An 11,670-nucleotide genomic window follows, 5' to 3' on the forward strand; every position below is an offset into this window, starting at 1 on the left:
AGAGCGTGGAGTGTCAGCGCATCATGGAGACGAGCATGGTGACGGCTTCCGAGCCGAGCTTCCAGGTGCCGTCGACGTTCACGAACCCGAAGTTCATGTCGATCGCGGCAGGCTGGTGGGGGCCCTTGACTGCGACGACCGCGGTGGCCTTGTCGCCGTCGACCTTCACGGACTTCACCGTGTAGATGTCGGGGGTGTAGCCGGCCTTCGCGGCCTTCTTGTTGTAGTCGACGAGCTTGGTCTGCACCGACGGGTCGGTGAACTGGACGAGTCCCGCGAGCTCGGCCTCGGGCGTGTTCGCGTCGAGCGCCTTGCGCAGGGTGGTCTGCGCCTGCTCGACGGTCAGTTCGGTGGACTGCGCGGCCGACGTCGACGCCGATGCGTTCGAGTTGCTGCTGTCGTCGCTGCTGGAGCATCCGGTGAGCGCGATCGCTGCGCCTGCGGCGAGGGCGACGGCTGCCACGAGCGGGCGGCGGAAGGTGGAGCTGAGAGTCATGCGGGGTCCTTTCGTGTAAGGCGAACCTAACACATCGCGGTCTCCTGAGCTGCGGTGGGAGTTCAGGCGCGGGTCAGCACGACGGCGTCCTCGAACCGCATCGACAAGTCGGACACCGAACTCGACATGATCGCGTGCCGCGACAGCTTCAGTCGGCGCAGTTCGTCGGCCATCGGGTGATCACCGAGCCGCAGTGCGGCGCCGCCGATCCGGGTGCGCGTCCCGGTGGTGGACGTCAGGCGCCACGGAGTGCGCCTGGTGACCCCGTCGAGTTGTGCATACGACTGCAGAACGGCCTCCGACGAGTTGTCGGGAACACCGATGCCGCGCCGCACGGTGAGTTCGGCGATCAGCTTTCCGTCCTGGCGGACGCTTCCGGTCTTGGTCGGAGACGCGTGGTCGACGTCGAAATCCGCTAGGACCTTCGGGAAGCCCCAGATGCCGCGCCCCGCAGCCAGCGTGAAGTCGCCGTCGACGGGGAGTTCGTGGATCAACGCGTGAGCATCGCCCTTGACCAGCGACCGGAGGGCGCCGAACGTCGACGGGCGCGCGCCCGTGGGGTCCTCGACGAGGAAACAGACGCCGAACTCGTTGTACGGGCCGAGGTCGCCGTCCACGTAGTCGACGAACACGAGCATGCACATGGTGCGGCCCGGACGGATCTGTAGCGGCTTCAGGTCGGAATCCCCGCGCTCGGCGATGGCGCGATCGACGGCAGTCGCAGACGCGGAGAAGCCGGCCATGAAACAGCGCGCGGAACGGATCTCGACGGGCATCGTCACCGGGGTGCCCAAGACGGTGTGGCTCGAAACAGTCATGGTCCGACGCTACGGTCTCGGGTGCCGGATTGGAACCGGTTCGATGACTAGGGCACAAAGTCCCTACTCGTGCGCCGAGTGCCGGGTTTTGTCGGTGGAATGGACTACGTTGAAAGCGGGCCTCGCGGGCAGGACGAGGCTGGCAGTTAGGGGAAGCACGACATGACGGCGGTGCGCGTGGGGATGGTCGACGACCATCCGTCACCGGTGTGGGGAATCGATCGGATCTTGGAGCCGCACAACGACCTCGACTTCGTGTGCGCCGCGGCGACCGTCTCTGAACTGCTGTCGAAATCATCCGATCTCGACGTCGTGATCCTCGACCTCCGCCTCAACGACGGCACGACGCCGCGTGAGAACGTCGAACGTCTTGCCGACTTGGGCATCGGCACTGTTGTGTACACCTCCGGCGAGCATCCGGATCTCCTGCGGTCCGCCGCACGTGCGGGCACACTCGGTGTGGTGCTGAAATCGGCGTCCGAGGACGAGATCCTGCATGCGGTCCGGAGTGCGGGCGCGGGCGAAGAAGTCCTCACAACCGAATGGGCCGCAGCCATCGACGGCGACCCCAACCTCGACGCCGTCGACCTCAGTCCCCAGTTGCAGCGCGTCCTGACGCTGTACGCCTCGGGTGGCACCTCGGTGAGCGTCGGACGTGAACTCGGTGTCGCGGCCGACACCGTCAACGAGTACCTCAAACGCATCCGCCAGAAGTACGCGGACGCGGGTCGCCCCACCCGTACAAAGCTCGACCTCTTCAAGCGAGCCGTCGAAGACGGCTGGCTCCCGATGCCGCACCGCGGTCGCGACTGACACACGCGCAGTCTGTTCAGACGATGCGCGATCCCCGCTCCCGGGCCGTTCCTGGCGTTCGGCCCGGGTCGGCTTTGTTCGTGGTCAGTTTTGTTCCACCGTTCAGACGATTCACCTCAGACGATTCACCGCGCCGCGGTGGCCTGCTTGAGGGCCTCGAGTCCGCGCTGGAAGTCCTTGCCGATGGCCCTGTCGAAATACAGCATCCCGCCGATCGACATGAGCAGGTTCCGCGAGCCGGACATCGTCCACGTGACGCGGGTGCCGTCCCCCTCGGGAGTGAGCTCGAATGTCGCGACGTTCTTGGCCGTGAGCGGAGCAGTGAACAGCAGATCCACCACGATGCGCGTGGCGTCCGATGACACTATCGTCATCGTGCCCGCACCCGCCTTCGAGTTGCCCGCCCACTCGTAGGTCGCCCCGACCCCCGACTCGGGCCCCGAGTAGGTGCGGCGCAGTGCGGGGTCGAGGCCCTCCCACGGCGACCACTGCTGCCACTCGCGGAAGTCGTTGATCAGCGGGTGAACGGTCTCGGCGGGAGCAGGAATCACGATGGAGCGGGAGTTCGAGAACGAAGGCATGCCGCACACACTAGTGCGCGCAGGCCCCGATGTCTGGCGACCCACCTTTCGGTGTCCCCAGTTCTGGGTCTACCGGGACGTGTCGTGTGTTCGTACGGTTGACGACAAGCCTGGAAGAGGTTCGTCCGGGTCGATCATCATTCGTCGGGGAGTTAGCAGGGAGGTCACCGGTGACTGTTGCAGAAGTTGATCCGTTCATCGATGCGGACACGGTTTCGGCACCGACGTTGAGAGAAGTCGTCGAGAGCGCACCGACGCTCACCGTGGTGGGCGGGCCGCTGGTCCGTCCTGCGCTGTCGACCCGCGAGGTGGAAGTTCTCCTCGCCTGGCTCGCTGCCGAGTCGAAGGAGGACGCAGCCGCTCACCTGTTCATCTCGGCGTCGACGGTGAGCACACACATCTCCAGAATCCGTACGAAGTACTCTGCGGTGTCCCGCCCGGTGCCGACCAAGGCGCATCTGCTCGCTCGAGCTTTGCAGGACGGCTACACCACGCTCGACGTCTGGTGACACCATTGTCTCTGTGGTGACCGCCCAGACGCTGACTCGGCTCCGCCCGCAACCTGACTTCTCAGGTCGCGGGCGGAGCCGTCTGCGTGTCGATGCGAGTGAGCACGTGCGCATCCTGGTGGTGATGGCGACGTTCGTCGGTGGCGGATACGTCGTGTACGCGTTGATCACCGTGCCGATGATGGTCGCGCAAGCCGAGGCGACCGTCGCCGCGTGGTATCCGCCCGTCGGCGTGGCTCTGGGGATGGGGCCGGGACTGATGCTGCTCGGCACACGGTTCGTCACCGCGCAGGTGCGGTGGATCACGGTCTGGGTCCTGCTGTCGCAGGTCGGGGTAGTCGCTGCCGGGCTGGTGTGGGGAGTTGCCGGAATCGGTTCGTCGCCGCTGCCGGCGATCTGGATGCTCGACTTCGTCGGACTGACAGCCGTCGCCGCGTGCCTGGTCTGCACGATTCCGCAGTCGCTCGGGTTCCTCGTGCTCGGCAAATCCGTAGCCGCCTACGTGGCACTCGCTCACCAGGACCCTCCGGAGGTGGCCGACATGGTCCGTGAAGCAGTGTTCGGCGTCGTGTTCACCACGCTGTTCGTGTGCACGGCGGTCATGGTGGTGCGGTCGGGCGCGGCGCTGGACCGATCTCGATCGAATGCGGCCGCGCTTGTCGAAGCGCACGTCCGGAACGCTGAACTCGCCCGTTTCGACGGGCTCATCCACGACCATGTGATCTCCACGCTCGTGGCAGCAGGATCGGATCCGAGCGACCCGCGAGTCGCCGCGTTGGCGGCGTCCGCCCTCGACCGGCTCGACGCCCTGGCCGACGACCACGTGTACGACGACGAACACGTTTCACACATGGAGACGGTCGCTCGTCTGCGGACCGTCATCGATCCTCAGGTCGACACCGTGGTCAACGTGCCGGACGGGTCCACGCTGCGCTCCATGTCCGGCGGGGTGCCTGTGGCCGCCGTGCGTGCACTCGCTGAAGCGGTCGGAGAAGCCGTGCGCAACAGTGCTGTCCATGCCGGACCGGACGCCGAACGCGCCGTGGTGATCACCGTCGACGCCGACCATGTGGGTGTTGCGATCATCGACGACGGTGTGGGCTTCGATCCTTCTGCCGTCGCCGTGGACCGCCTCGGCTTGGCGCTCAGCGTGCGCCGCAGGCTGGAGACCCTGCCCGGCGGCAGAGCGAGTGTGCGGAGCACGCCCGGCGCCGGAACCATGATCGAGGTGTCATGGACGCGGCCCTGATCGAACCGCCGGAGGAACGGCGCTGGTGGCAGTCCGATCAACGTGAAGACACGTCGGCCGTCATCGGCCTGCAGTCGGGTTTCGCCGTTGTCGCGTTGGGGACCACCTGGGCGGTGTTCCTCATGCTGGGCCTGATGAGCGGTGGCGTCGAGCGGACCTGGCTTTACCTGGTGATGTTCGGTGCGATCGGTGTTGCGTTCGGGCTGTTGTTGTTCGCGCCGGGCACGCCGGCGGCATCGTGGGCGACTGGTGGGGCGGTGATAGCCGAAGTGGGTGCCGCCGCAGCGTTCGTCTGGGCCATCGTCCCGGTCGACCGAGGTGCGATGATGCCGTTCGCGGGCGCGACCGCGGTGATCGGCGCGCTGTTCTGCCTGCGGGGGCGCGTCGTGAGCGGGTGGGTGTCGTTCGGGCTGGTCACCGTGGTTCTCGGTGTGCTCGGGCGGCAACGCGCAGATGCCCTTCACTACGTCGCGGAACCGCAGAGCGGCAATCTCGGGATACTCGTGATGATGACCGTCTTCGCGGCCATCATCGGTCCCCGCGCGGAACAGATCTTCGCGCTGCGCAGGCAGGCGACGCGGGAGAGCAAGGCGCTCGCGGTCCGCGCCATCCGGGATCACGAACTGGCCCGACTCGACGATCGTGTCCGACCCCTGCTGCGGCGCATCGCGGCGGGCGGCGCGCTCGACGACGCGGAGCTGGTCCACTGCCGCCTCGTCGAAGCGCAGCTCCGGGACCGGATCAGGGCGCCGGGGCTCGACGTGCCGGCAGTCGCCGACGCGGTCTGGACCGCGCGGGAACGGAACGTGCGGGTGGTCCTGCTCGACGATCGGGGCGATCGAGCCGCACTGTCGGGGTCGGAGGACGGGGACGGGCGACTCGACCGCGCGCGAGCCGTGGCCGTCGCGACACTTCTCGACTCGTCGAGCGGCGACCACGTGACCGTCCGACTGCTCCCCGAAGGGCGACAGACCTTCGCGACGATCACCGTCGCGTCCGACGGCGGTGTGACCCTGCGTGAGCTCGACAGCGCCGACCAACCTGTGTGACGCCGTCGAATTTGGCCCTGACCGGGACATTCGCCTACACTTGAGCGGTTGCCTGCGGTGCGTGCACCGCGAACCGACTTGCGAACCCATTGGGGTCGATCTGCTTTCCGCGGAGAAATTCCAGGCAGGCGCATGTTTTTGGTGGCGACAGACCGTGCGCGTCGGGTCGGAAATCCGGCGGGCATAGAAATCCAGGTCAAGGAGACAAGCAGTGATTCAGCAGGAATCCCGCCTGCGCGTCGCCGACAACACCGGTGCGAAGGAAATCCTTTGCATCCGCGTGCTCGGCGGTTCGTCGCGGCGTTACGCCGGCGTTGGTGACGTCATCGTCGCCACCGTCAAGGATGCCGTCCCCGGCGGCAACGTGAAGAAGGGTGAGGTCGTCAAGGCCGTCATCGTTCGCACCGTCAAGGAGCGCCGTCGTGCAGACGGCTCGTACATCAAGTTCGACGAGAATGCCGCAGTCATCCTCAAGAACGAGACCGACCCCCGCGGTACCCGCATCTTCGGACCGGTCAGCCGCGAACTTCGCGACAAGCGCTTCATGAAGATCGTTTCGCTCGCACCGGAGGTGATCTGATTCATGAAGGTCCACAAGGGTGACACCGTCATCATCGTGTCCGGCAAGGACAAGGGCGCCAAGGGCAAGGTCATCGAGGCCTACCCGCAGCGCGACAAGGTCCTCGTCGAGGGCGTCAACCGCATGAAGAAGCACGTCGCTGAGTCGGCGAACGAGCGCGGTGCCAGCTCCGGCGGCATCGTGACCCAGGAAGCCCCGATCCACGTCTCGAACGTGATGGTCGTGGACTCCGAGGGCAACCCGACCCGCGTCGGATACCGCGTTGATGAAGAGACCGGCAAGAAGGTCCGCATCTCGCGCAAGACCGGGAAGGACATCTGAACATGACCGCATCTGAGAAGGTTCAGCCTCGCCTCAAGCAGCGCTACCGCGCCGAGATCAAGGACTCGCTGAACAGCGAGTTCAACTACGCCAACGTGATGCAGATCCCGGGCGTCGTCAAGGTCGTCGTCAACATGGGTGTCGGCGACGCCGCCCGTGACGCCAAGCTCATCAACGGCGCTGTCGCCGATCTCGCTCTGATCACCGGCCAGCAGCCGGAGATCCGTCGCGCACGCAAGTCGATCGCACAGTTCAAGCTGCGTGAGGGCATGCCGATCGGCGCCCGCACCACGCTTCGCGGCGACCGCATGTGGGAGTTCCTCGACCGCCTCGTGTCGATCGCCCTCCCGCGTATCCGCGACTTCCGCGGTCTGAGCGACCGTCAGTTCGACGGCAACGGCAACTACACGTTCGGCCTGACCGAGCAGTCGATGTTCCACGAGATCAACATCGACAACATCGACCGGCCGCGCGGCATGGACATCACCGTCGTCACCTCGGCCACCAACGACGAGGAAGGCCGCGCGCTGCTGCGTGCCCTGGGCTTCCCGTTCAAGGACAACAACGCTAAGGACAACTGACATGGCAAAGAAGGCTCTGGTCAACAAGGCCGCCAAGAAGCCGAAGTTCGCCGTGCGTGCCTACACGCGCTGCAACAAGTGCGGCCGCCCGCACTCGGTCTACCGCAAGTTCGGCCTGTGCCGCATCTGCCTGCGTGACATGGCTCACGCCGGCGAGCTGCCGGGTGTGCAGAAGTCCAGCTGGTGACTTCTCGCGGGCGCTGAGCGTCCGCACACGGAACTTCATGTTCTCGGCCCCGTCTCCTCTGGAGGCGGGGCCGAGGCGCTTTCCGGAAGTCGTGGGATGATTGTCGGGTGCCTCCCGCCCGCCGTCCGTCGCTCGATCAGCTCCGAACGTTTCTCCATGTCTTCCGCGCTGGAACATTCAGCGAAGCCGCGTCTCGGAGCGGACTCTCGCAGCCGACGGTGACGTCGCACATCCGGAATCTGGAAGAGCACTTCGGACGCGACGTGTTCGTCCGCACGACGACAGGTGCGGAACCGACGGTGTTCGGTCGGGAACTCGCGAGTCAGCTGGCGGTCCACCTCGATCAGATCGACCGGATCGTGGCCGATGAGGCATCGGCGACAGGTCTCCGCGAAGTGGTTGTGGGAGGTCCCCACGAGTTCCTCGTCACCTGCCTGATCCCAGCGCTCGGCGGTGTCGGCGACCGTCTTCCGCGGATCAGATATGTTCCCGACTCGTCCGCCGCTCTCCTCCAAGCACTCGAAGCGGGGTCGGTCGACATGGTCGTGTCGACGGTGCGGCCCCGAGGCGCCACGTTCGCCGTGTCGCCGATCGCCGACGAGGAGCTCGTCTTGGTCGCCTCTCCGCGCCTCGACGTTCCGGTGGGCTCACTCGCCGAACTGTCGGCGGCGCCGTTTGTGGCCTTCAACCGGGAACTCGCCATCATCCGGCGGTATTGGAACACCGTGTTCGCTGCCGAGCCCGTCTTCGACGCGAGTGTCGTGGTCCCCGACCTCGTCGCGGTGAAGGCCGCTGTCGTCAGCGGGCGCGGAATATCAGTGCTTCCTCGGTATCTTGTCGCCGACGAACTCAGGTCGGGTCGACTGGTCCAGGTCCACGAGGTGGACGAGCCTCCGATCAACACCGTGTTCCTCGCGATTCGACGCGAGTCGATGGAACGACAGGACCGGGTCGCAGTTGCGGCCGGAGTGGTCCTCGGCGCGGTCAAAACGTATGTCGCTCGCGATCAGACGGAGTGAACCGACGGTTGCACGGCGTGCTCGACAGCGAGCCGATCACGACCTTCGGCCTTGGCCCGGTACAGCTGGCTGTCCGCTCTCGACACCAGGTCGTCCCGGTCCGTGGAGAATGCGAGTCCCGCCGACAGGGTGAGAGCTGCGGGAAGCGACGCGTCGGGACGCACAGTTGAGAGCTTCCGCCTCGCGGCCTCGACGGCGCTGCACAGGTCGGTCCGATCGCATCGGCGGACGAGTACCGCGAACTCTTCGCCGCCGACGCGTGCGACGACGACGTCCCGTGTGGCGTACGCGGCGAGCCGTTCGCCGACCTCGCGTAGGCGGTCGTCACCCGCTAGGTGCCCGAACTCGTCGTTGAACGCTTTGAAGCGATCCACGTCGATGAGGACTAGCGCGTGCGGTTCGCCTGACCGACGCCACGAAGCGACGGTCGCGTCGAACGCTCGCCTGTTCGGCAGCCCGGTGAGGGTGTCGGTGTTCGAGAGTTGTTTCAATCGGCGCGCCGACATCCAGCCGAGCCGAGCCGAGAACTCGACGCGGTACGCGAGCCGAATCGTCGTCGCGACCATCAGAATCGACGTCGCGTAGGTGATGCTCCGGGACGTGGTCACAGGCAGCACTGTGACGTCGATCGCGATGATCGCTGCCAGGTACAGCACAGAGGCCGGAAGCAGTTTCGAAAACGGGATCTGGGCGACCGACATGCTCAGGATCACCGCCAACGGCCAGAGGATCGGGACCATGTCGATGCCCTGGGGAAGCTGAATCGACCGTTGGATCATCTGCGCGATGAGGATGACACCGCAGGCGGCGATGTACAAATGCGTCGAATAGGGCCGGAGACGATTGACCACGGTCCCGGCGACTCCGAGGAGTGACGCGGGGAACATCAGTCCGCCGAGAACCACGCGTGACAGTTCAATGGAATCGGCCGACGTCATCACCGACAGGGACTGCACCGAGAACATCGTTGCAATGACCGCGGCGAAGCCGCCCATGACAAGGCGCCTGACAGGCAGGATTCGATCGTTGTGGCTGCGACTGAAGCCGTCCTCGTCGCCCGAGTCGCGAAATCGCAGCTGCGACGCGGTGGTGACGATCTCGTCTGCAGCGTCCGCTGGGTAGACCGAGGACTGCGCAACCTTCTGCCCATGCAGCGACAAGTCTTCGGCGTCGATTTGCGGACCGACGACAAGCCGGTTCTTCCCCGACTCCTTCGCCGCGTACAAGGCCTTGTCCGCACGGTCGATCAACGACTGGAACTCCACGTCGGATCGAAGTCGAGAGGGGTCCGACAGGGTGCAGAGTCCGGCAGACATCGTGACGGTCCTGTCGGCCGGCGGGACCGGAGCGATGTCGCCGACCCTTGTCCTGAGCGTCTCCGCCCGCTCGACGACGTCGGCCCCGTCGCGGTCGTGCCACACGACGATGAACTCTTCGCCCGACAGTCGTGCTGCGAACTCAGTGTGATGGTCCAGCGTGTCAGCGCGAAGGCTCGCGCCGATCATCGCGAGGCAGCGGTCGCCCGCCGGATGTCCGAAGTCGTCGTTGTAGTGCTTGAAGTCGTCGACGTCGAAGATCGCCACCGACACGGCGGCGTTCGGAGGGAGTGCAGCCAGATGTTCCTCCGCAGCCCGACGATTGGGCAGGCCGGTGAGGGAGTCGGTGCGCGCTGCGACCCCCAGCTCACGTTCGACGAGCCAGGTGCGTCGGAGGGTGCGTTCATGCGCGTACACGGTTCCCAACGGAATGAAGGTGACGGCTGCTGACGCGAACAGTTCGACCTGATTGCTCGGAGTCAACGGAAACACGATCAGCTCGGCGATGGCGACGCCTGCATACCCGACAATCAGCAGCGGAGCGAGGATCTCGAACCTGATCTGCACCAGTAGGAGGCTCAACAGGACCGCGATGACGGCGAGGAGCGGGATCGTCTCGTGATCGTCATCGGTGGTTTGAATCCGGACGGCCAACAAGACGACGATGTCGAGGACGACCGAGACCACGTACAGCGGGGTTGACCATCGCGCTAGGCGGACGCTCCGGGCACTCGCCCAGCGGAGCAGGACGGGCAGCGCGATGCCGACGATCACCAGCAAGAGCTTGTGGGTGATCTGATGTTCGGCGTCGAGGAACACGTCGTCGAAGACGAGGAGCAGGGCCATCCCGATCATCAGGATGACCCACAGCTCCGCGCGGTACGTGCGGGCCGCAGTGTTGAACGAGACGCGGAAGTCCGCCTCGTCGTGCGGAGTGAGCATTCGGCTCGGGAGGGCGCCGGTGATGTAGCTGGGGAGTCCGACAGTCACCCGCCAGATTCTAAGTCGCTCCGGTCGGCCGATCGGACTGTGTGTCCAGATGCACTCAATGGGACGACAGACCCGTCGGCTACCGACGGTAGGTGGACGCGATCAAGTCGTAGGCTGCGGTCGGATCAACTGCAGGCGGGTCATCGGGGAGCTTTCGTCGCGTATGTGCCGTTCTTGCGCTTTCGAACCATTGGTAGGTTTGGATGAACCTGCTGTGTGCTCGGTCACGTGAGCTTTGTCGGCGGCGGAATGTCCGTAACATCCGCAGGGAACAGTCAGTCGGGGAACGTGGGGGAACTGTGGTCGCGATCAGTGTTGTGATTCCGATGTACAACGAGCAGGACGAGATCGGGTCGTGCCTTGATGCGCTCATCGACCAGACTCGTACGGCCGACGAGATCCTCGTCGTAGACAACAACTCGACCGACGAGTCGGCCGCCATCGTCGCCGAGATCGCCGCGGCACATCCGACCGTCCGTCTGATCCACGAGTCTGAGCCCGGATGCCATGCCGCTCGTGCTGCGGGCTACGACGCGGCGTCGGGGGATGTGATCGCTCGGACCGATGCCGACACCCGGGTGGATTCCCGATGGGTGGAGGCGATCGAGTCGTTCTTCACCAGCGAACGGGGTGCCGAGTTCGCAGCAGTCGGCGGCGTCGCGACGATGTACGAGGTCCCTCCGTTCCCTATGTTCGCCGAGCGGCCGCTGCCTGCCGCAGCAGCTGATGGGATCGAGGTGAGCTCGTTCTCCGGGCCCAACCACGCGCTGCGCAAGACGGCATGGCAGGCGGTTCGAGACTCGGTGACGCGTCGGCAGGACGTCTGGGAGGACTTCGATCTCAGCCTGGCCCTGACAGAGCACGGCAAGAAGATCTTTCTCGACCCGAACATGAAGGTGAAGACGTCGGTGCGGACTCTCCGTGCGTCGCCGATTCGAAACCTCAGGTACATCACGGGGAACGTGAGAACGGTCAAGGCGCGTGGTGCATCGGCTTCGACCATCCGCGCCGCCCGAGTGAATGCCCTTGTCAGGTTCGGCTCGTTCACGTGGCTGTGGCTGCTCATTCGGCCATGGGATGAGGACACCCGGACATGGCGTCCGCATCGACTCCTGCGTCGGCCCTCCGACCTTCATGATGACGTCACAAGAGTTCGTTGAC

General features: G+C 65.5%; 14 protein-coding genes. 10 read left to right on the top strand and 4 right to left on the bottom strand.

The window, feature by feature from the left end; all coding sequences use genetic code 11:
- Positions 1 to 13: 13 nt before the first annotated feature.
- Both WFK36_RS02130 and WFK36_RS02135 read right to left on the bottom strand, forming a co-directional pair.
- Positions 14 to 496: an MTB12 C-terminal domain-containing protein gene (locus tag WFK36_RS02130; protein ID WP_336789267.1), complete on the bottom strand. Its 483-nt coding sequence runs from the start codon at positions 494 to 496 to the stop codon at positions 14 to 16.
- A gap of 62 nt (positions 497 to 558) precedes the next feature.
- Positions 559 to 1,314 carry an acetoacetate decarboxylase family protein gene (locus WFK36_RS02135; protein WP_336789269.1) on the bottom strand — a complete coding sequence of 252 codons (756 nt, stop codon included), beginning with the start codon at positions 1,312 to 1,314 and terminating at the stop codon, positions 559 to 561.
- A 162-nt stretch (positions 1,315 to 1,476) separates the two neighbouring features.
- Between WFK36_RS02135 and WFK36_RS02140 the strand changes: the two genes are divergently transcribed.
- Positions 1,477 to 2,127 carry a response regulator gene (locus tag WFK36_RS02140; RefSeq protein ID WP_040519232.1) on the top strand — a complete coding sequence of 217 codons (651 nt, stop codon included), beginning with the start codon at positions 1,477 to 1,479 and terminating at the stop codon, positions 2,125 to 2,127.
- A 125-nt stretch (positions 2,128 to 2,252) separates the two neighbouring features.
- Here WFK36_RS02140 and WFK36_RS02145 read toward each other — a convergent pair whose 3' ends face one another.
- Positions 2,253 to 2,708 carry an SRPBCC family protein gene (locus tag WFK36_RS02145; protein WP_336789272.1) on the bottom strand — a complete coding sequence of 152 codons (456 nt, stop codon included), beginning with the start codon at positions 2,706 to 2,708 and terminating at the stop codon, positions 2,253 to 2,255.
- A gap of 227 nt (positions 2,709 to 2,935) precedes the next feature.
- On the opposite strand from WFK36_RS02145, the gene WFK36_RS02150 reads away from it, so the two are divergent.
- The 8 genes from WFK36_RS02150 to WFK36_RS02185 all read left to right on the top strand — a co-directional run bounded on the left by WFK36_RS02150 (position 2,936) and on the right by WFK36_RS02185 (position 8,203).
- Complete coding sequence (locus tag WFK36_RS02150) at positions 2,936 to 3,217, top strand: response regulator transcription factor (RefSeq protein WP_336790931.1); 282 nt, start codon at positions 2,936 to 2,938, stop codon at positions 3,215 to 3,217.
- Positions 3,218 to 3,233: 16 nt separating this feature from the next.
- Positions 3,234 to 4,466, top strand: a complete 1,233-nt coding sequence (locus tag WFK36_RS02155) for a sensor histidine kinase (RefSeq protein ID WP_336789274.1) — start codon at positions 3,234 to 3,236, stop codon at positions 4,464 to 4,466.
- Complete coding sequence (locus WFK36_RS02160; RefSeq protein WP_336789276.1) at positions 4,451 to 5,515, top strand: hypothetical protein; 1,065 nt, start codon at positions 4,451 to 4,453, stop codon at positions 5,513 to 5,515. The genes WFK36_RS02155 and WFK36_RS02160 overlap by 16 nt, the downstream gene beginning before the upstream one ends.
- 211 nt (positions 5,516 to 5,726) lie before the next feature.
- Positions 5,727 to 6,095 carry a 50S ribosomal protein L14 gene (rplN, locus tag WFK36_RS02165; protein WP_008375974.1) on the top strand — a complete coding sequence of 123 codons (369 nt, stop codon included), beginning with the start codon at positions 5,727 to 5,729 and terminating at the stop codon, positions 6,093 to 6,095.
- 3 nt (positions 6,096 to 6,098) lie between these two features.
- A complete protein-coding gene (gene rplX, locus WFK36_RS02170; RefSeq protein ID WP_008375973.1) occupies positions 6,099 to 6,416 on the top strand; it encodes a 50S ribosomal protein L24 in 318 nt (105 codons plus the stop codon).
- Between the two features lie 2 nt (positions 6,417 to 6,418).
- Positions 6,419 to 6,997: a 50S ribosomal protein L5 gene (gene rplE / locus WFK36_RS02175; protein ID WP_008375972.1), complete on the top strand. Its 579-nt coding sequence runs from the start codon at positions 6,419 to 6,421 to the stop codon at positions 6,995 to 6,997.
- A 1-nt stretch (position 6,998) separates the two neighbouring features.
- Positions 6,999 to 7,184, top strand: a complete 186-nt coding sequence (locus WFK36_RS02180; protein WP_008375971.1) for a type Z 30S ribosomal protein S14 — start codon at positions 6,999 to 7,001, stop codon at positions 7,182 to 7,184.
- 107 nt (positions 7,185 to 7,291) lie between these two features.
- On the top strand, positions 7,292 to 8,203 hold the full coding sequence (locus WFK36_RS02185) for a LysR family transcriptional regulator (RefSeq protein WP_336789281.1): 912 nt from the start codon (positions 7,292 to 7,294) through the stop codon (positions 8,201 to 8,203).
- On the opposite strand, the gene WFK36_RS02190 is transcribed toward WFK36_RS02185, so the two are convergent.
- Positions 8,191 to 10,509 (bottom strand): GGDEF domain-containing protein, encoded by a 2,319-nt coding sequence (locus WFK36_RS02190; RefSeq protein WP_336789283.1) that lies wholly within the window; start codon positions 10,507 to 10,509, stop codon positions 8,191 to 8,193. The two genes, WFK36_RS02185 and WFK36_RS02190, sit on opposite strands and share 13 nt — an antisense overlap.
- Positions 10,510 to 10,712: 203 nt before the next feature.
- Between WFK36_RS02190 and WFK36_RS02195 the strand changes: the two genes are divergently transcribed.
- Positions 10,713 to 11,669: a glycosyltransferase family 2 protein gene (locus tag WFK36_RS02195; RefSeq protein WP_336789285.1), complete on the top strand. Its 957-nt coding sequence runs from the start codon at positions 10,713 to 10,715 to the stop codon at positions 11,667 to 11,669.
- Position 11,670 lies beyond the last annotated feature (1 nt).

The sequence above is a fragment of the Gordonia malaquae genome, from assembly GCF_037148075.1.
Lineage (GTDB): Bacteria > Actinomycetota > Actinomycetes > Mycobacteriales > Mycobacteriaceae > Gordonia > Gordonia malaquae.

Excerpts from the sequence above, each read along its gene's own strand:
- WFK36_RS02130 (WP_336789267.1), bottom strand. The coding sequence starts at position 496 with ATGACTCTCAGCTCCACCTTCCGCCGCCCGCTCGTGGCAGCCGTCGCC.
- WFK36_RS02135 (WP_336789269.1), bottom strand. The coding sequence starts at position 1,314 with ATGACTGTTTCGAGCCACACCGTCTTGGGCACCCCGGTGACGATGCCC.
- WFK36_RS02140 (WP_040519232.1), top strand. The coding sequence starts at position 1,477 with ATGACGGCGGTGCGCGTGGGGATGGTCGACGACCATCCGTCACCGGTG.
- WFK36_RS02145 (WP_336789272.1), bottom strand. The coding sequence starts at position 2,708 with ATGCCTTCGTTCTCGAACTCCCGCTCCATCGTGATTCCTGCTCCCGCC.
- WFK36_RS02160 (WP_336789276.1), top strand. The coding sequence starts at position 4,451 with ATGGACGCGGCCCTGATCGAACCGCCGGAGGAACGGCGCTGGTGGCAG.
- rplX (WP_008375973.1), top strand. The coding sequence starts at position 6,099 with ATGAAGGTCCACAAGGGTGACACCGTCATCATCGTGTCCGGCAAGGAC.
- rplE (WP_008375972.1), top strand. The coding sequence starts at position 6,419 with ATGACCGCATCTGAGAAGGTTCAGCCTCGCCTCAAGCAGCGCTACCGC.
- WFK36_RS02180 (WP_008375971.1), top strand. The coding sequence starts at position 6,999 with ATGGCAAAGAAGGCTCTGGTCAACAAGGCCGCCAAGAAGCCGAAGTTC.
- WFK36_RS02195 (WP_336789285.1), top strand. The coding sequence starts at position 10,713 with ATGAACCTGCTGTGTGCTCGGTCACGTGAGCTTTGTCGGCGGCGGAAT.